Genomic DNA, 20,803 nt, shown 5'->3' with positions numbered 1-20,803 from the left:
CTAATATCCTAAATTATTTGTACTCACATAGAAAACCAAAAATAAATACTTATACAAAACAATCCTACTAGTACCTACTGGTTTTAAGAATATAAAAATGAAATTCTGTAAAATTATGACTTTATCAAAATAGTATTGAAAGATTATTTTTTTTGATATATCTCACTTAACCTCAATAAATACAGCTATAATCTTTTAAAATATTTTTAAAATTAATAGCACAAAAAAGCCATTTCAAAGAAATGGCTTTCAGTTAATTTCACTTAATATAACAACAAACTGGTATACTTTTATACCGTTATTTTTTAATTAAACATCAAAATACCAATCTGGACGTTGTTTTTCTTCTCTCCAAAATAATGCCCCTTGCCCCCATACATCTCCTATAGTATTTTCTAATTGCCAAACTATAGTATCATGAATTATAAAACTATTTTTATACTTATCGACACGTTCTCCTGTGTAATTATATACAATACTATCTTGCGCAACTTTATTAAACAGTAATTCTCGCTCATGCCTATTTTCAATCGCGGCGCTAAAGCTAGATGGAAACGTTAGTATTTCCTCATCTGTGTATCTAAAACAAGACAACGCATATTTATTTGCATAAATAAAATAAGGTTCAGCATCAGCATTTTGTGCCAATATACTATAAGGTGCATCTTCATGTAACCATTTGTAACGGTCTGAAATATTTGCAGGACTCGGAAGGTTTTTTCCGTTAAGCGCTAAGAAACAATCATCAATTTGTTTCAGCAGAATGAGGTTTTTTTCTAATGACATAATAGGTTAATTTTTGGGGTTTATATACGGTTAAATTCACTAATCGTTGTATGATATTGCAAAATATAAGAACACGGAATACGATCAGATTAAACAATCGTTTTAACATGCTCAGAAATTAAACCTGTGGTATTACTTTAAATAATTCTAAAACTAAGTAGGATTAACAGCTAAAATGTGTAGTCTGTTTTTATAATAAAAAAGAAGTTTTTGGAAAAATAAAGGTAAGAACAAATTCCTACACAACACTAACTAAAACAAAAAAACAAAAACATAAATGACTGAAATACAAATTATTACCAAAAAATAAAAATAAATTAACTATACTATAATTTTTCTGTATTTTAAATATGAAATAAAAAATATTACTAGTAAAACAATTGAATTTCTAAATCTCAACTATTCATTTCTTTATTTAATATCTTTATAATTCTTTTGCTAGTTATGGCTGTACATTCATTTCAATTAAGATTTATATGATTTTATTCTGGAAATACCTTAAACCGTATGGTTGGCTTATCGTTCTTGTTTTATTCTTTGCAGGTATATCGCAAATACTTTCTCTTTATGACCCAATTATTTTTGGAAAAATCATCGATGATTATGCTTTAAATAACAAACAAAGTGATAGTAGTAAAGAAAGCGGGGTTATAAAACTATTGATAATAGCTGTTATTATTGCACTTGCGGCTCGTTTATTTCTATCGCTCAAGGATTATGTATTACGCATGATTGTACAAAAATTTGGAATGCAAATTTTTAATGACGGACTTAGGCAAACACTAAGATTACCTTTTCAGGAATTTGAAGACCAGAGCAGTGGAGAAATTTTATCTGTTTTGCAAAAAGTACGCTCTGATACCGAAAAATTTATTTCGGCATTTATAAATATCTTATTTACCTCCGTAGTGGGTATTGGTTTCTTAATGTGGTATGCTGTTACCAAACATTGGGCTCTTATTCCAGTTTTTTTTATAGGTGTAGTTATTCTGGGTGGATTGACTAGTATTTTAAGCCGATCTATCAAAACATTACAACGTTCGCTTATTCGGCAAAATCGTCAAATGAGTGGTACCATAACCGAAAGCCTTCGAAATATTGAACTTGTTAAAAGCCTTGGTCTTACTTATCCAGAAATTCGACGTTTAAAGGTTCATACTCAAGAAATTTATGACCTAGAAATGGAGAAAGTCAAGAAAATGCGAACGCTTACTTTTCTGCAAGGCAGTATTTTAATATTCCTTAAACAATCCATTCTATTCATTTTATTATGGCTTATTTTTAAGAACGTTTTATCTCCTGGTGAACTAATTTCTATGCAATTTATATCATCTGGAATTATAAGTCCGTTACAAGATCTCGGAAGCATCATTATATCTTATCGCGAGGCCGAAACAGCTTTATTTCTTTTTAATGAGCTAATGCAAAAGCAACCCGAATATAGTCCCGAAGACCCTGTAGAAGTTGGTGCAATTAGCCAATTACATTTTAACGATGTTGTTTTCAAACATAAAAATGCTAGCTACAATGCAATTCAGAATATTTCATTTAAAGCAAAACTAGGCGACAATATTGCATTTGTAGGGCCATCTGGTTCTGGGAAATCTACTCTTGTAAAACTATTGGTAGGTTTATACCGCCCTGTTGAAGGTGATATTCTTTATGATGATATATCTATTAAAGATTTGCGATACAATCGCGTTCGAAGACAAATGGGATTTGTAACTCAAGATACTCAGCTATTCTCTGGATCAATCCGTGAGAATCTGCTTTTTGTTAAACCCGATGCTACAGACGAAGAAATGCTTTCGGCAATAGAAAAAGCTTCTGCAACTCCCATTATAGTTAATTCAGGTAAAGGTCTTGATACCGTTCTTGGCGAAGGAGGAAAAAAACTTTCGGGTGGCGAGAAACAACGCCTTTCGATAGCCAGAGCTTTATTGCGTAAACCCAAGATACTAATATTTGATGAAGCAACTTCGGCATTAGATTCTCTTACTGAGTCTCAAATTACAGAAACTGTTAGAGAAATATCTGCCGATAAGCAGCAAATCACTATTCTTATTGCTCATCGCCTCTCGACTATAATGCATGCCGATACAATTTTTGTACTCGAACGTGGGAAAATTATTGAACAAGGAACTCACTATGAACTTATTGATAAGAAAGGATTGTATTATGCAATGTGGAGACAACAAATTGGTGAACGTAAAGATGATTCTTCTTCATCTAAAAAGTCGAAAAAAATATAAACAATTGTAGTAAAAAATCATTTCTAACGATCTAAGTAATGTAAGGAAATACAAGTGCTAAACTTAAATAAACTCACATTACTTAATCTGCTAATATTAGAAGTTTCAATCATAACTCTAAACGATATAACTCAATAAAATTACTTTTACATTAAAATCTATAATCTTGATTTACAAATCATAACCTCGCTTTATATTCATCAAAGCTGTAGGGGCCGGCACCAAAAAATGAAATCATTAAGGCAGCACCAATAATAGATAAATTTCTCATAAAAGTCATAAGTATATATTGATGGCGAACAGGATCTTCGATATTCCAAAAATCATGCATGATAATTGTTACAGGTAAAAGAATTAGAATTATTAACCATGCTCCCCATTTTGCCATAAATCCAGTCAAGATACTTAATCCTCCCAATAATTCAAAAACTCCAACCAAGGGAACCAAAATATATGAGTATGGTATTCCTTTGGTGGTTGCCTCATAAATATAATAATCTGAAAAATTTGCAATTGAAGAATACATGAAAATTGTACTAAATAAGATTCTGCCGATTAAAGGGATATAATTCATAGTAAAAAGTATTAATTAAATTGATATTTTTTATTTTATAAAAATTCTTTAAAATAATAGGAATGATTAAATTTAGTGAATTATAATCAAAAAAACTACAATCTATTTATATCCAAACAACTATTATCTTTCTTTTACCTCAATATCTTTTAAAATTACATCCTCTTGTTATTTCATAAAAAAATAAGGGTCATCTCGTATTGAGACAACCCCTATTAAAAAAACTAAATGTAATTATATATGAGTTACTGAATTTAGAATTAACTAATTTCAATTACTCGCGGAGCTTTATTTTCCTTTGCTTCTTCTTTTTTAGGAATAACAAGCTGTAAAAGTCCGTTATCGTAATGCGCTTTTATATTTTCTTCATCTACAACGTTGTTTGGTAATTCAAAACTTCGTTGAAATGATTGATAACTAAATTCTCGACGAGTAAAGTTATCCTCAACTGTTTCTTTTTCATCCTTTTTAGCAGATGATATCGTTAATAAATTATCGTCAAGAGTAACCTTAAAATCATTTTTATCCATTCCTGGGGCAGCAAGTTCTACCTCGAAATTTTCGGCTGTTTCTTTAATATTTATTGATGGCACTGTTGTACTTGTAGCCGAAAAATTACTGTTTTCCCAGTTAAAAAGTTCACGACCAAAAATATCATCTAACAATGATGGGAATGATTGTGAATTATTTCCATTTTTTCTGATACTTAACATGATGATTTAGTTTTTAATAGTTATACATTAATTTAATAATCATTAAAAATTTTGTTCAACATCCTGTTTATTACAAAATAAATACCAAATCATTAAAAAATGAATTTAGCCTTAAAAAAATGAATTATTGACATTAAAAAAACAACAATAAGCTATTATAACTGACAAAAAGTCACAAAAACACTGTTTTTAACTGATAACCGTTTCGTAAAATAATATCAAATAAAGCAAAATAATCTTCTTATAAAATTTAGAACCAGTCTAACCACCTTAGCTGGCGCTTTGCCAATTTTTAATATTAATTTTATTAATTGAATTATAAAATTATAACCATGAGTACTATTGAAAATGAAGCCTTATTAAGGAAGGAACTCTCTGCAATAGACAAGAAAATAAATAAGCTTAATGATGAAAAAATAAAGCTTTTTTTTGATGCTATCGGTCTAAATAAACGTAAAGATATTCCTAAAGATTACTTACAATGGGAAACAATACTCATCATTGTACCTAACCGACAGGTATCGCATGAACTAAAATCATATAAATATTCTATATCTAGAATTACCTTTGCTACAAATATTTACGCAAAAGAAATCCATATTTATGACTTAAATGATTGGAAAAAAGCTTTTAGCAATAAGACGCATTTACAAGTAAAAAGTGCTTTAAAAGATAGTTTTGGCGGTGTCCAAAAAGTTCAGGAAGAATTTATCAAAACCCTTCCAAAAAGTAATTAAAATGTTATGGAAAAGGAACAGCACTATATAAACCGAAGCGGCTGGGTTCGTGCAGCTGTACTTGGTGCTAACGATGGTATTTTGTCAACTACTAGTTTAGCCATTGGTATCGCTGCTGCGAGTACTACTCGTGAACCTATCATTTTGGCAACTATAGCTGGTTTAGTAGCTGGCGCCTTATCTATGGCTGCTGGTGAATATGTTTCGGTAAGTTCCCAATCTGATATTGAAACTGCTGATCTGGATAGAGAACGCATAGCTTTAGAAACTATGCCTGAATTAGAACTTTTAGAGCTATCTGAGATTTATGAAAAGAGAGGATTAACTCCTGAACTTGCCAAAGAAGTAGCAATTCAATTAACTGCTCATAATGCATTAGAATCTCATGCCAGAGATGAATTGGGCATTAACGAAATTACTCAGGCTAAACCTCTCCAAGCTGCTTTTGCATCTGCTGCATCATTTATTATTGGGGGAGTTTTACCGCTGCTCGTTTCTATCTTTGCCCCTCTTAAAAATATTGTTATATCGCAGTATGCTTTTGCTATAATATTCCTTGTTCTTTCTGGAGCGTTAGCCGCCAAAGTTGGAGGTTCTAGCACTATCAAAGCAGTGGTGAGAATTTCTATTTGGGGTACTTTTGCAATGGGCGTATCTGCTCTAGTAGGTTATGTATTTGGAGTAAATATTTAATTATCAAATTTATACCTAATTTCACTTTTAAGTTTTTTAAGTAAGCGATTATCCGAAGTTTTAATTTGTTTGACTGCTAATTTAGCAATTTCTGTTGCTCCTAATAATGAAAGATGAGTATCGTCATCTTTGCCTTCCGGATAAAACGGTATCTCCCCTTTTTTATAATGCAAATGTAGTTTTTTGGACTGCTCAGGGCCATACGATTGCTCTAGTAATTCGGTATAATACTCCAGGTCAATAAATGGTACTTTTAATTCCTGAGCAACCAATCTAGTTTCTAACGGATAATCCCCATGTGTACTTATTAAAACGCCTTGTTCATTAAAATTTCTTCTGGCAATCGATGAAAACAATATCGGAATTGCTCCTTTTCCCCTGCTTTCGGTTATAAAACGAATTAAATTATGACGATATGCTGTATGCGGATTAGTATATCTTAAAGAATCGGTTATTTTTTCATCATTATGTCCAAACTGAATAAAAACATAATCTCCTTTCTTAAGAGATTTATATACAGAATCCCATCGTTTTTCGGCTATAAAACTTTTTGTACTTCGTCCGTTAACTGCTCTATTATCAACTACAATATTCTCACTAAAGAAAGATTGCAATACTTGACACCAACCGTGTTCTGGATTTCGTTCTGAGTCTTTTTTATTTGCCATTGTAGAATCTCCAATGCTATATAAAGTTGTTTTTTGTGCTGTAATGTTAAGTGTAACTAACAATATAATTAATAGATAATATTTCATTTTTTAGACTTCTTTATTTTTTTTAGACTTCTTAGAATTTCAGATTTTTAGACTTCTTAGGCTTTTGCCCCCTTTGTTCCTAAAAAAAACTATATTACGTAGACGCACTGCGGTGCGCCTCTACAGGAAACCTTTGAACCTTTGTGCCTTTGTGCCTCTGCAACTTTGAACCTTAAAAAAGAACCTTTGAACCTCAAACCCTTAAAGCTTCCCTAGAGATACCGCCGTAGGTACTGTTGCTTTTTCTCCTATATAAACCTCATTCATAGTGACATTTTCGGCATTGCTATTGGAAATTGCATTCTTAGCTGATTTTATTTCAATGTTATCCAAAGAGATATTTTTAACTTTTTTCTCTGGGAATCCCTGAATAACGATTCCTGTTCCTGTTACTTTATTACATGTGATATTTGAGAATGAAACATTTGATATTTCTGATGGAAACCCCTTTCCTTCTCCATGATAATTAGCCGTAATATAAAGACAATCTTCTACTTCATCTAACTGAATATTTTGAACAAAAATATCTTTTATATAACCACCTCTGTCTGCATTTGTTTTTAAATAAATTCCTCTTTTTAAGTACCCAACAGTTTTACAATTCTCTACATATACGTTTTTAATTCCTGCCGACATTTCGCTTCCTAGAACTACTCCGTGAAGTCCTTTAAAATTACAATTTCTAATCACAATGTTTTCACTTGGCGTAGCACTATTTGCTCTTCCTTCGTGATCTCTTCCTGCTTTGATTGCTATATTATCATCACCGTTGTTAAATGTAATTCGCTCTATTAAAACATCTTTTGCATACTCTGGATCAATTCCATCGTTGTTATGATTTAATGATTTATAAGTTAAATCTCTAACTGTTATACTTTCTGATTTTAATAAATGTAAACACCAAAAAGGGGAATTTTCGATTCTTATTTTCTCTACTAAAATATTTTTACAATTAAAAAACTGAATCATTTGTGGTCTTAAAAAATAGCCTTCTCCAAATTTTCGATTTTTTAATGGCACTTTATTATGGTTCATTTCACGACTTAATTTTTTCCCTGCTCCTTCTTTTGCTTTAAAACTTTTCCATATTTTTCCTCCTTCGCCATCAATTGTTCCTTCGCCTGTTATAGCAATATTTGTACAATTATATGCATACACTAGCGGACTGTAATTATATAACATCGTTCCCTCCCAACTTGTAAGTACCATTGGCAGATAATGATTTGGATTATCACTAAATTTTATTTTAGCATCTTTTTCTATTACTATTTTTACATTGCTAACAAAATGTATTGGGCCGTTGAGCTTGTATACACCTTTGGGAACTAGTATTGTTCCTCCTTTATTTTTCTTGCACATTGCCATTGCTTTATCAAAAGCTGGTTTACTATCACTCACGGAATCTCCTTTCGCTCCAAGCGTAACAACATTTATTTGATATGAAGGAATTATTGGTAACTTGATTCTGTTTACGATTGAATCGACTTTGTTTGTTGGAAAGTCAACCGTTTGTCCAAAACAATTTAATGTTATTAATAGAACTAAAGGAAAGCTGTATTTCATTTTTTAGACTGCTTGAATGTTATATTTTTAGTCCTTAGTTGCTGAGAACCTTTGTACCTAAAAAAACTATATTACGTAGACACACTACGGTGCGCCTCTACAGGAAACCTTTGTGCCTTTGAACCTCTGAACCTTTAAAAGAACCTATATCACGTAGACGAACTGCGGTGCGCCTCTACAGGAAGCCTTTGTGCCTTCAAACCTTTGTGCCTTTGTGCCTTTGAACCTCTGAACCTCTGAACCTCAGAACCTCAGAACCTCAGAACCTCAGAACCTTTGAACCTTTGAACCTCAGAACCTTTGAACCTCTGAACCTCAGAACCTTTGAACCTCAGAACCTTTGAACCTTTAAAAGAACCTCTGATCCTTAAAAAGAATATTCTCAACCGTATATTTTTTTGCTTCTTTTTTGGTTAACTGATGTGACCATGAAACTCTTTCTTTTGGTTTATATCCTTCACCGTTGCACTTATACTCTGCATAAAAGGCTGTTTTCTCGACTTCTGGTTTTGACCAATTTTCCCAACCTTGTGGTAAGATATGATTTCCCATTTTGCATTCTATAAAAACAGTTTTAGCATAAATACGCCATGGCCTTCCTAAGTAAACTTGTGTTACATTTTTATCAGCTGTAAGCGTACAGTTTTTAAATACAAACCCAAACGCTGTGCCTTCTGGTGTTGATGCTGCTGTTATATATGAATTCTTAAGGCTATGAATTTGGCAATTCTCGAATAAAACTGTGGCTTTTCCAAAGATAAAATCGGTTGTTCCTTCTATATAACAATCTTTAAAATATTGCCTTGAGTTATTTCCTGAAGCATATAATGTATCTTGGTTTCCTAATATATTACAATTAAAGACATAGGCTCTGTCTCCCATAATCGATAAAGCTACTGCTTGCCCTATATCTCCTGATGCATTTTGAATTGTTAAATTAGTAGCCGAAAAATCATTTCCTTCTACTAGCATTGTGTAGGTGTAAAAAGTACTATTTCTGCCTAAATTCATTTTCCCAAAATAATCATCGTAGGTAATTATCGTCTTTTCTTTGCTTTCGCCAATTAACGAAATACAGTCATTAAATTCTGGAATTCTAATTTTTTCATAATAGGTTCCATTTTTAATATATATCGTTACTCTTTCATCAGGAAATGCTTTTGTAGCATTTATCGCGTCCTGAATTAGCTTAAAATCTCCTGATCCATCTTGGGTTACGGTAATTGTATTTACGTTTTCAACTTTTTTTTTTCGCTTTTTTCAAAAGCGTATTTTTTTTCCCAACTTGGATATTTTTTTAAAACCTCTTTTGGCTCATCGGTGTACCAAGCGTAACCATTTTTGCGCTCTGCTCCTATTTCGTCTAGCGATTTCTTTTTAACTCCGTCTCTATCGCTAAAGAATGGTTCGTTATTGTCAAGCTCCATAAATCTTGCCCAAATAGGCAAAGCATTTGTAGTTGCAATCATTTTTTTATCTATTACTTTTCCTGCATCATTTAGCATACGTTTTTCCTCAAGATTAGTAATTTTAGTTTTTTCAAACCATGCGTAAGCACTTTTAACTGCTGTAATTACCTCAGGAGATGGATTATCGATTGTCATTAATAACAACACAATTTTAGCAGATTCTTTTCCACTTAAAGAAGGCAATTCATAAGCTCTCGCTTTGGCTGGAGCCAAAGTATTTTCATCATGTTGCGCGCACCAAGCTGTTAAAACTCCATTTTGTTTGTATTGTGTTTTTACAATACAAGTTATTCCTTTATCAAAAGCTACTTTGGCTTTTATAACATAATCTTGTGGAATAGGAATACCATAATAATCTGAAGTTTCTGCAATTTGTTTTAGTATCGATAGGATATGAAACATCGAATCATCATTGTAAGTAATATGTGTATAATACCCTTTTTTTAAAGGATAAAATTGTGGCCAACCTCCATTATCATATTGTGCTTCCAGTAAATAATCTAATCCTAAAAGGAAGGCTTTTTTATACTTTTCATCTGGTTTTTGTTTGTATATTTTTGCCAGAAAAAGCATTTCCTGATATGTGGCTCCATTGTCGGTTGTAATATCATGTTGATCGCTTTTTAATGCTATTAAATTTTGCCTTTCTGTATCTGAAAGCGGTTTCTGCATTTCAATGTTCTTTGGCCAACCGCCAATATTACGTTGATATAATAGCACATTCTCTGCTATCACTTGAGCTTCGGGCGTTGCAAACCAAGCCACATCACTCTTTCGAATAATATCGCTCCAGTTTTTATAATTATTTTGTGCTTGCAGCATTGTGCTACAAACTAATAATGTGATTAGATTTAATACTATGAATTTAATATGTTTCATTTCTATTTATCTATTTAATTCTAATGCTGCCAAGATAAATGGGCCTGTTACTTTAGGATCGTTATCTTTTTTTCTTTCGTTTATGTAATAGTCATACGAGCCATCTCTGTATGGTTTCCCTCCTAATCCTGCAACTGCACATGCCTGAGTTATCGTAATTTCTCCATCGGCATCTACTTTTACCAATTGTTTAGTTAGTCCGTCAAAAGATTTATTTGCGATGTCTTTATATTTTTTTGGCAAATAGCCTTTGTTTGCTCCTTTTGCGAATGCATAAATAAACATTGATGATCCTGATGATTCCAGATAGTTTCCTTTTTTATCTCCCATATCAGTTACCTGATACCAAAGTCCTGTTTTTTTATCTTGAAATTTTACCAATGCTTCTGCTAATTGATTTAAATAAGTAACTAGTTCTTTTTGCTTTGGGTGATCTTTTGGAAAATAATCCAACACATCAACCAATGCCATTGCATACCAACCTAATGAACGCGACCAGAAATTTGGTGATGTTCCTGTTTCTGGATTTGCCCATGGCATTTTTTTACTTTCATCCCAAGCATGAAAAAGTAGCCCCGTTTTTTTATCTAAATCATTCTTTTGAATTAGTTCAAACTGTTTTGCAATATCATTTAACTCTGCTCCTTTTTCAAACTGAGTAGTATATTGTGCATAAAATGGTTCTCCCATATACAATCCGTCCAACCACATCTGATCTGGATATATTTTTTTATGCCAGAATCCGCCACTTGCTGTTCTTGGCTGTTCTTTTATTTGTTTTCTTAAAAGTTCTAATGCTTTTAAATATTTTTGATCTTTTGTTGTATCATACAAATTAAACAATAAACGTCCAGCAGTTACCATGTCTATATTAAAGGTCTCAAATTTATAACTTTTAATACTTCCATCTTCTTGTACCAAATCATCTACATACTTTTTTATATAGTTGTAATATTTAATATCTCCTGTCTTTTTATATAATTCTTCAAAAGATGTTAATACTAAACCATGCACATAATCCCATTTTGGTTCTTTTACATCATCGATCATATAGGACTCTGGATGACGTTTCATGATTGATAAAGCCATTCTTTCTGACCATTTTAAATCTTTAGAAATAACTACAGCTGTTTTTACTGGTTCTTGTGAAATAGTTTTACAACTCATTAATGTCATTGCGCAAACCAATGCTATTGATCCAAAATAATTTCGTTTTATTGTATTTTTCATTTTAAAATATACTTTATGTTTTTATTTATCCAACTCTAATGCACTCATCATAAATGCTGTTAATGCTATAGAACTGTTATCTTTCTTTTTTCCGTTAATGTAATATTCATTTGATCCATCTCTAAATGGTTTTCCTCCTAAACCTACATTTGATGAAACATTGATTATATTTAATTCTCCATTTTCTCCAAATCTAACGAACTCTTTTATAAATCCGTCAAATGATTTTTTGGCAATCGCTTTATATTCCGAAGGTAAATATCCTTTATTTACTCCTTTTGCAAAAGCATAAATAAGCATTGCTGATCCTGATGGTTCTAGATAATTATCTTTTAATGCTGGTTTATCTGTTACCTGAAACCATAATCCCGATTTGTCTTTATAAGCTAATAACGCTTTGGCTAATTTATTTAAATACGAAACCAATTCTTTTTGCTTCGGGTGATTATTTGGATAATAATCTAATGCATCTACTAGCGCCATCATATACCAACCCATTCCTCGTGACCAAATTGTTGGCGATGTCCCTGTTTCTGGATTTGCCCAAGCTATTTGTTTACTTTCGCCCCAAGCGTGATATAATAATCCTGTTTTTTTATCCCTAAAATGATTTTGGACTAACTCAAATTGTTTGGCAATATCATCTAGCCTTTTACCTTTTTCATATTCAACCGTGTATCGTGCATAAAAAGGTTCTGCCATATACAATCCATCAAGCCACATTTGATTGGGATAAATTTGCTTGTGCCAAAATCCTCCGCTTGCCGTTCTGGGTTGATTTTCGATTTGATTTCTCAAAAGCACCAATGCTTTATGATAGCGTTCTTCTTTGGTTAAATCGTATAATTCAAAAAGGATTTTGCCTGGATTGATATAATCAATATTATTTTCTCTTGCATCATAACCGCTAATGTTTCCTGAACTATCAATTAATTCATTTGCATATTCTTTTACATAATCCAGATACTTGGGATTTTGAGTCTTTTGATATAATTTTTCAAAAGCGAGTAATGCAAATCCAGTTTTGTAATCCCACTTTGGCTTTTCGGTTCCATCAATCTGCCATGCTTTTGGGTATTTGTTTATAATTGAAAGCGCAGTCTTTTCAGACCATTTTAACTCTTTTTCAACAACATATTTATTTTGTCCCATTATTAAACTACTGCTAAGCAGAAGAAAAACAATTAGCCAATTGGGATGGTTTACCTTTATAAAAACATATTTGAACATGCACCTTTGTTATTTTTTTGCCTCTGATTAACTATGACTCTTTATAAATATATTTTTTCTCGCCGATTTTGCAGATTAAGCAGATTTATTTTTAATCTTTTTGATTATTAGCTTTTTTCCTTTCACGCTGATTCTTAAAAGATTTAAGTAGATACGCACAGATAATTTTCCATAATTGATATTTAATTAAATATGCAAAATCTGCGTAAAACAAAATTATTTTAATCTGTAGAATCTGTGGCTACTAAATAAAAATTACATTTTGCCTTTTTTATTTAATACTTCTAATCTTTCGTCAAGGTATTTTATAAATTCTTCTTTTGTTTTAATACCATCTTTTTCTTGTTCCCAAGCACCTAAGAAATAAAATGAGGTGGATTTTGTCGTTGGTTTAAAAACCAATAAATAATCTAAATCGGTATCGGCTATATTTTCGATTGTACTGGTTTCATAAAAAATTGCCATTCCTAATTTATCTGGAACTAACGATTGTGTTCCATAAGTAGCAAGGTATGCCCACTTTTTATTTTTGCTTTCTTTTTTAAGTAATTCTGTATTTTTCTGTTTTACTATCCCTGTACAAATACCTTGAATTTCTTTTGAAGTCTTAATTGTATGCTGCGTATATAATTGGTCCGGTTTAATGGTTAATTCTGATGTAAAATCAATTTTATCTGAAGCTGTTTTCCATCCAAAATAATCCACTTTTACTTTAGATTCATTTACCTTATTCTCTACATAAGCTAGAGTTGAATCTACTTCATAAAAATGTAATTTTTTCCCATCTAAATAACGATCTATTGAACCGATTCCGATTCCTTTTCCTGCTTTTAAAATATCTGCTCCCCAATCGCTCATTTCATGATAGGAGTCAAAATTATCCTGACCTACTTGTGGTAAAATTATCGCTGCTGTTTTTTTTCCAAAAATATCAATAGCATTTCTCCAATCTAAATATAAACGATACCCGATTCTATTACTTTCCCATCCTGGTCCTTCGTAGCGAATATCAAATGAATGATCGGTATGTTCTGGTGCTAATTTTAATTTATCTACATTCTTAAATACAGTTCCTCCAATATACTTGCGCCCTTCCCATTTTCCATCGGTTTTAACTGATATTTCGGCATAGGTTTTGGCTGTTTTTATGTCATATTTATTTTGCGCTTTACAACTCGAAAATCCTAAAATTAATGCTGCTGATAATGTAATTACTGTTTTCATTTTATTCTAATTTATTTAAATAGTGTAGCTAAAAATTGCGTTGTGTATTGTACTGTTTCTTCAAACCATGGATTAAAAAACCAAAATGAATGGGGTGAGTTTTGAATTGTTTTCACCTCGTTATATATCTTATTTTGATTTAAAATGGCTATCATATCATCTCTTCCTGCATGAAATCGACCGAAGCTACTATTGATGAATAGTATTGGTGGCGTGTTTTTATTGGTATGTGTTACCGCCGAAGCGTTTTCCCAATTCTTCGGGTTTTCTTCATAGGTTCCATTTAACCAAAATGCTGCCATTTCTCCTTCTTCTGATTCTGGATGTTTAAAAGCTAGAATTCCATCTATATCGATAATTGCATTTACTGTAGCCGTTGATTTACTTTTATTTAAAGTATCCCGTAGAGCCAGATCGTTATTTGTTGTACCAATCAAAGCGGCTATTTGACCTCCCGAAGAACATCCTAAAATAGCTATTTTGTTTGGATCTACATGGAATCTGTTTGCATTATCTTTTATAAATTTTATCGCATTTTTGACATCATAAATTGCCTGTGGATATTTTGCTTCAAGCGATAATCTGTATTCTATTGCAAAACAAGAATATCCTTTTGAAGCTATTTCTTGTCCTAAAACTTGCATTTGACTTTTATTTCCTGATTTCCACCCCCCGCCATGTATCATTATTACAGCTGGGTTTATTTTTTGCTTTTTATCAATAAAAGCATCTAAATGTAATGCTCTGTTTTTCTCTTGATTGTAAACGATATCATAAATGGCATTAACCTCTTTACTCTTTTTTGCTTGTGCAATTGTTATAAATGGATAATGCTTTATTAACTTCGTATAAGTACTTTTTACAGTGTACGACGTATCAATACGATATGGAATTTGTGATTTAATACCATTCATAAATAAAACGAAAACAAGCAAAAATATCTTTTTCATCTCATGTGTTATTTCGCGTCGTGATTTAATATAGAATTAGAAGCCTGAAGGTTCATCAAGCTTCTAATCTAATTCAAAAAAACTAAAAATAATAAAATTGAATACTGTAATCATTCGATTTGATATACCCAATTTTATATTGTTTAACGTTCGGATACAATTCATTTTTTTAACACATCGAAACATAAATTTTATGCATAAATAAAGAATACAAAAAGAAATGTTTTTACCTTATATAGCTAACTATCTGTACTTTAACAAGTTAAAATCCTTTTTTTAGAGTACAAAATCTATGTTTCTATATGTTATATTAATTACACACCACTTTTTATTGCCTAATTATAAGCTGGATTTTGTGGGTATGATTTATTCTGGTTCAAATCCAAAGCTTCTTGTGGAATTGGTCTTAAAATTTTCTTTTCACCATTTGCTCCGTCAAAATTACTTGCTTTAATATTGTAATTGTAAAGTGATGCTCTTTCGATTAATTTCCCTGTACGTTTCAAATCAAACCAACGTGTGTACTCTCCTAACATTTCTCTAGCTCTTTCGTCAAGAATATAATCTATCGTAAATTGTCCTGCGGTTGCATTTGCCACTCCTGCCCTTCTTCTTACTTCATTAAGTCTGTCCAATCCTGTACTAGGATTTGTATGTAAATAAGCTTCTGCTGCAACTAAATATGTTTCTCCCAATCTAGAAATTACAAAGTCACGCGTACTTGTTCTTGGGCTTGTTGCACTTGTTGCAAATGGCGCTATCGGATCATCAAATTTACGCACTGGTATTGTTTGATAATCACTACTTAAACCTTTGGCAGCACCATAAGTTCCGTATAAGTGAATGGTAGTTTTAGGATTTGCCAGTTTATAAGTTGCTAACTCTGCATCGGTCATCCATTTAGGCACATAAAAATGTGTTACAGCTAATCCTGTTTTATTAGCTACATCATAATAATCGTAATATCTGGTATAGGTTTGCGTCATAAAAGTTCCTTCCCAACGGGTATCTCCTTTTTCATATAATCCGATTGCATAATCTGTTGGTAATAAATTGTAAGTTCGATAAGGTGCTTTACCTGATACCTCTGAACCTCCTAAATAAGAACTGAAATAACTTGCCTGCCCATTACCTGTAATTTGAGTTCCTGGTAATCCTCCTGTGGTTTGTGCTGGCGAAGTATTAGAAGCTGCACTAAACTGAGCCGAAAAGATTGTTTCCTTATTTATATCTGCAGCTACCTTAGTTGGTAACCATAAAGCAGCGTAAGTAAGTGTTAGGGTTTCTCCTGCAATTGCATCATCTGCATATTTGGCCGCTGTTGCAAAATCGCCTGCGGCACCAAACTTTTCGTATGCTCTTGTTAAATATACTTTTGCCAATAAATCTTGTGATGCTCTTTTTGTCACTCGCCCAGTGTAAGCACCAGTCGGTAATAATGATAAAGATTCTTCTAGTTCTTTAATTATAAAAGTATATACTTCTTCGGCTGAATTTCTATTAAAAGAAACTACCGGAGATAAATGATATTCGGTATCCAAAGTTACACCTCCATAGGTTTGTACTAATAAAAAATAGGCATTTGCTCTTAGAAATTTTATTTCTCCAATACGAGAATTTAAAGTTGCCGTTTTCTCTGTTAATGCGCTATAATAAATTGCTGTATTTGCTCTTTGAATTGCTTTATAACACTCCTTATAAAGATAATCTACATTTGGTGATGAAGACGTTAACTGCGTGTATTGGCTTACTCCTATTGGCTCGGTATTTCTACCTTCTGCATATAAATCGGTACCGGCAACAAACAGCCATGGCTCTCCACCGTATATTTCTCTTAATTGAGAATAATTTGCATTGATTAGAGATTCAAAGCCTGATGCCTTAAGGTATTCTGTATTTTCGGCATAAGAAAGGTTTTCTTCTTCTATATAATCACTACAAGAACTAAGTGTTAATAATGCTATTGATAAGCTTACTATTATTTTTTTCATTTTGCTGTTTTTTAAAATTTAATACTCATACCCATTTGATAGGTAATTGATGATACACGACCAATCCCCAGACCTGCTGCTGCCCACTCTGGATCATATCCATCATAATGAGTAAATACAAATGGATTTAAAACATTTACATAAAAACGAAGGTATTTCATTTTAAATTTTTCGATCACGCTTTTGTTAAATGTGTATCCTAATGCTATATTTTTAATTTTAACAAATGATGCATCTCTATAATAACCAACTCCATTGGCGTTCCAATATGTCCCTTCATTTTTTGCCATTGGATATTCATTAGAAACCTGAGCAGGAAGACCAGCATCGTTTGCAGGAATATACCAGTTGATATCTAATTTTTGACGCCCTCTGTCATCGGTATTTGTAAAGTTGGCGTGAAATGGGCTATTTACATAAACCCCTTGGCTAGTAATTACTGAAGCTGCCAAGTCAAAATTTCCAACTGTTAATTTAGAAGTAATACTTCCTGTCCAGTCTGGATTAGAATGTCCTAAGATCTGCCTGTCTGCTGTAGTTATTTTTCCATCACCGTTCAAATCCTCTACTCTTGCTTGTCCTTCAGATTGTCCGTACGATGCAGCCTCTGCTTTTTGATTTGCTTGCCATATACCAATAAACTTATAGTTGTAAATTGCATCGATAGATTGTCCGATAAACAAGTTGTTTCCAACATCGTCATTTTCTTTATCATAAATAGATACAATTTTGTTCTTATTTTTAGAAAATATGAAGGTTGTTTCCCATTTTACGAAGTCTGTATTAATGATTTTGGTTGTTAGCATAGCTTCGATTCCTTTATTACTTACAGAACCAATATTGTTAGGATAAGTTTTTGCATAACCGTTTTCTGTTGCTGTTTTTTGTTGCAGTAATAAATCTGTAGAAAGTCTGTCATACACATCTACACTACCAGTAATTCTATTGTTCAAAAATCCAAAATCCAGTCCAACGTTTAACTCTCTCATTTTTTCCCAACCCAAATCTTTATTACTAGGCGAACCTTGTACAAAACCATTTGCAGCGGTACCGTTAAAATCGTAATAAGTTTGTTGCTCTAATTTATTAAGCGTTGAATAAGAAGCTACTTTATTATTTCCTGTGAAACCGTAACTTACTCTGGCTTTTAAATCCGAAACTACTTTTTGATTTTTCATAAAACCTTCTTCGATAACTCTCCATGCAAGAGCAGCCGATGGAAATGATCCCCATTTACTACCTTCAGCAAACTTTGATGATCCATCCCATCTATCTGATAAAGTCAATAAATAACGATCTTTATAACTATAATTTATACGTACGGCATAAGATGACATGGTAAATTTATCATATGATGAGCCTAAAAGAAAAGTAGATTGTTTTCCTGTTCCTAAATTATGATATCCTACATCAAAAGGCTGATCGCTAGAACTAGCAGACATCGTATTATAGGTATTGGAATACAAACTTTGAAGTCCTAAAATCGTAAAAGCGTGATCTTTATTTAATTTATAATTTATTGTAAACTGATTATCCCATGTATAGTTAAACCTTTCAGTTTCTAGTAAGCTTGCCGATGGTAAATTTCTATTTGCAACTCCTGTATTTGTCAAAGCTCCCCATGCCTGTCCTTGTTTTGTCTGGTTTAATCCCGCAGAATATGTCGATTTAAGACTCAGCCATGAAACTGGTTTATATTCTACAAATAAATTACCTACACCATTCCAACTTTTGATTTCATTGGTTGTGTTATCAATTTCCAACAATGGATTGTAAGTACTTGTTTTATTGATTAAAAAAGCTCCTGCAGCGTTTGTTGGCTTACCAGGAAGCGCAATTAAATTTCCATTTTCATCATAAGGTTTGTAAAACGGGCTTAATCTAAATGCTTCTTGCATAGCAAGCGCACTACCTAATTCTTGTTCTGTTCTTGCAACATTCAAATTTACTCCTACAGTAAATTTATCATTTATTTTATGGGTTAATCCAACTTTAAAATTGTATTTATCTAATGATTCATTTTGAATATTCCCAGTCTCATTTTGCAATCCTAATCCTATTGTATAAGACAAACCTCCATCTGAACGTCCGGCAATAGACAAATAATTGTTTTGTTGCAAACCTGGTTTTAATACTGCGTTATACCAATTAAAAGTATCATTATTTGCAATTCTTGTAGCCAATAATGAGTTTTCTGGTCCAATTACTGTAGCGTCCAAAGTTGCTGCTGTAACTGTTCCTGTAATTGGATCTTTCTTTGCTGTAGGCAAGTATGCCGATTGATGATATAGCCACCATTTTTGCCCATCCATCATATCTGGTAATCTCGCAACTTCTTTTCCTCCAATATAAGAATCAAAAGAAACTGTCATACTCGATTTTATATTACTACCGCTTTTGGTGGTAACAATAACAACTCCGTTTGTTCCTCGAGATCCGTAAATAGCTGTAGATGATGCATCTTTTAAGATATCTATCCTAGCAATATCCTGTGGATTCAGGAAATCAATTCCATCTGTAGGAACACCATCAACTATAAATAACGGTGCAGCATCACCACTCATAGTGCTTTTTCCACGAATTGCAATTGCGAATGGATCTCCAACACGTCCTGTTGATGCACTAATCTGAACACCAGCTACGTTTCCTTGTATGGATTCCATAACACTTGTTGTGTTTCTCTCTGTCAAAGTTTTAGCATCCAATGTACCTACAGATCCAGTAAGATCTGATTTCTTAACAGTTCCATATCCTACTACTACAACCTCTTTCAGCGAATTTGTATCTTCAATAAGGCTTATATTAATTCTGGATTTTCCTGCAACACTAACTTCTTGGGTCTGGAACCCCAGATAACTAAATACTAAGATAGCTTTGCTGTTTATTACATTTATTTTAAAACTCCCTTCAAAATCTGTCGAAGTTCCGTTTTTAGTTCCTTTTTCTAGAATATTCACTCCTGGCAGAGATAATCCAGCGGCATCAGTAATTTTTCCTTCTATTACTGTCGATTGAGCATTTATTGTGTTGCTCAACAGAAAATTCAGGAAAAACAGAAATACAAGATTGTATTTTATTTTTTTCTTTAATAATTGCTTAATGTTCATAGTTTGGTTTTAATGGTTTGGTTAATTGATAGTATTTTTTAGTTCATAATTGATTCTACTTATTATCATTTATATTGATAGCTATTAATAAAATTTATGCTTTTAATATTCTTTAGTAAATAAACCTAATCTGCTTTTCTTGCGATTAATCCCTCTTATTCCGTGGATCGGTTTCAGAAACATTATGAACCTATTTTTCTATATGAAAAAACTAACATTATAATCACATTAAAACGGCAACCCTTTAAGACGTTATAAACTTATTTACAATCATCTAAGTCGATCATGTTCTTTTCAAAATTAAAAAACAATAATTATGTAATCGATTACACGAAAGTATAAAATTACTTTGAACGAGCCAAATTAATTTATATAAAAATTGTGTATTTGATTTATATATAAGAATAAAATTATAATAAGTATAAAAAAACTGGTAATTTATTACTATAATGATTTATATAATATTTAAATACCTGAATTAAAGTAATCGATTGTTATTTTATTAGTCTCAGTATTCAGTTGCAGTTTACAGGCGATTTGGAGCATTTAGTTGTAACCATTCAATATTGAATACTGAAACTGAGACTGAATACCGAAACTGAATACTGAGACTGAAACTGAAACTGAAACTGAAACTGAAACTGAATACT

At 32.1% G+C, this 20,803-nt stretch carries 16 protein-coding genes; 3 read left to right on the top strand and 13 right to left on the bottom strand.

Annotated features, from left to right (window positions below; all coding sequences use genetic code 11):
- Positions 1-309: 309 nt before the first annotated feature.
- Entirely contained in the window at positions 310-786 is a 477-nt protein-coding gene (locus tag OIU80_RS12800) for an MEKHLA domain-containing protein (RefSeq protein WP_264287399.1), read from the bottom strand.
- 476 nt (positions 787-1,262) lie between these two features.
- Here OIU80_RS12800 and OIU80_RS12795 point away from each other — a divergent pair, with 476 nt between their 5' ends.
- Complete coding sequence (locus OIU80_RS12795) at positions 1,263-3,038, top strand: ABC transporter ATP-binding protein (protein WP_264287398.1); 1,776 nt, start codon at positions 1,263-1,265, stop codon at positions 3,036-3,038.
- 178 nt (positions 3,039-3,216) lie between these two features.
- Here the strand turns inward: OIU80_RS12795 and OIU80_RS12790 are convergent, their stop codons facing one another.
- Together OIU80_RS12790 and OIU80_RS12785 are read right to left on the bottom strand one after the other, a co-directional pair.
- Complete coding sequence (locus tag OIU80_RS12790; protein ID WP_264287397.1) at positions 3,217-3,612, bottom strand: DoxX family protein; 396 nt, start codon at positions 3,610-3,612, stop codon at positions 3,217-3,219.
- A 260-nt stretch (positions 3,613-3,872) separates the two neighbouring features.
- Complete coding sequence (locus OIU80_RS12785) at positions 3,873-4,325, bottom strand: Hsp20/alpha crystallin family protein (protein WP_264287396.1); 453 nt, start codon at positions 4,323-4,325, stop codon at positions 3,873-3,875.
- Positions 4,326-4,657: 332 nt separating this feature from the next.
- On the opposite strand from OIU80_RS12785, the gene OIU80_RS12780 reads away from it, so the two are divergent.
- Positions 4,658-5,062, top strand: a complete 405-nt coding sequence (locus tag OIU80_RS12780; RefSeq protein WP_264287395.1) for a hypothetical protein — start codon at positions 4,658-4,660, stop codon at positions 5,060-5,062.
- A gap of 6 nt (positions 5,063-5,068) precedes the next feature.
- Positions 5,069-5,755: a VIT1/CCC1 transporter family protein gene (locus tag OIU80_RS12775; protein WP_264287394.1), complete on the top strand. Its 687-nt coding sequence runs from the start codon at positions 5,069-5,071 to the stop codon at positions 5,753-5,755.
- On the opposite strand, the gene OIU80_RS12770 is transcribed toward OIU80_RS12775, so the two are convergent.
- From OIU80_RS12770 to OIU80_RS12725, 10 genes are all read right to left on the bottom strand, one after another.
- Entirely contained in the window at positions 5,752-6,510 is a 759-nt protein-coding gene (locus tag OIU80_RS12770; RefSeq protein WP_264287393.1) for a rhamnogalacturonan acetylesterase, read from the bottom strand. The genes OIU80_RS12775 and OIU80_RS12770 overlap by 4 nt on opposite strands.
- A 201-nt stretch (positions 6,511-6,711) precedes the next feature.
- Positions 6,712-8,073 carry a glycoside hydrolase family 28 protein gene (locus OIU80_RS12765; RefSeq protein ID WP_264287392.1) on the bottom strand — a complete coding sequence of 454 codons (1,362 nt, stop codon included), beginning with the start codon at positions 8,071-8,073 and terminating at the stop codon, positions 6,712-6,714.
- Between the two features lie 348 nt (positions 8,074-8,421).
- Positions 8,422-9,246: a pectinesterase family protein gene (locus tag OIU80_RS12760; protein ID WP_264287430.1), complete on the bottom strand. Its 825-nt coding sequence runs from the start codon at positions 9,244-9,246 to the stop codon at positions 8,422-8,424.
- Between the two features lie 56 nt (positions 9,247-9,302).
- Positions 9,303-10,421 carry a pectate lyase gene (gene pelA, locus OIU80_RS12755; protein WP_264287391.1) on the bottom strand — a complete coding sequence of 373 codons (1,119 nt, stop codon included), beginning with the start codon at positions 10,419-10,421 and terminating at the stop codon, positions 9,303-9,305.
- Between the two features lie 6 nt (positions 10,422-10,427).
- Positions 10,428-11,651 (bottom strand): glycoside hydrolase family 88/105 protein, encoded by a 1,224-nt coding sequence (locus tag OIU80_RS12750; RefSeq protein ID WP_264287390.1) that lies wholly within the window; start codon positions 11,649-11,651, stop codon positions 10,428-10,430.
- A gap of 21 nt (positions 11,652-11,672) precedes the next feature.
- Complete coding sequence (locus tag OIU80_RS12745; protein ID WP_264287389.1) at positions 11,673-12,803, bottom strand: glycoside hydrolase family 88/105 protein; 1,131 nt, start codon at positions 12,801-12,803, stop codon at positions 11,673-11,675.
- Between the two features lie 333 nt (positions 12,804-13,136).
- Complete coding sequence (locus OIU80_RS12740) at positions 13,137-14,105, bottom strand: DUF4861 domain-containing protein (protein ID WP_264287388.1); 969 nt, start codon at positions 14,103-14,105, stop codon at positions 13,137-13,139.
- An 11-nt stretch (positions 14,106-14,116) separates the two neighbouring features.
- Positions 14,117-15,055, bottom strand: a complete 939-nt coding sequence (locus OIU80_RS12735) for an alpha/beta hydrolase (RefSeq protein WP_264287387.1) — start codon at positions 15,053-15,055, stop codon at positions 14,117-14,119.
- Positions 15,056-15,390: 335 nt separating this feature from the next.
- Positions 15,391-17,046, bottom strand: coding sequence for a RagB/SusD family nutrient uptake outer membrane protein (locus OIU80_RS12730; protein WP_264287386.1), 1,656 nt, complete (start codon positions 17,044-17,046; stop codon positions 15,391-15,393).
- 11 nt (positions 17,047-17,057) lie between these two features.
- The gene (locus OIU80_RS12725) at positions 17,058-20,153 is read right to left on the bottom strand and encodes a SusC/RagA family TonB-linked outer membrane protein (RefSeq protein ID WP_264287385.1); all 3,096 of its coding nucleotides are present in this window, start codon (positions 20,151-20,153) and stop codon (positions 17,058-17,060) included.
- Positions 20,154-20,803 lie beyond the last annotated feature (650 nt).

Source organism: Flavobacterium frigoritolerans (assembly GCF_025847275.1).
In the GTDB taxonomy this organism is placed as follows: domain Bacteria; phylum Bacteroidota; class Bacteroidia; order Flavobacteriales; family Flavobacteriaceae; genus Flavobacterium; species Flavobacterium frigoritolerans.
Note: the sequence above shows the minus strand (reverse complement) of the source record. Positions and strands in the feature narration are given on the sequence as shown.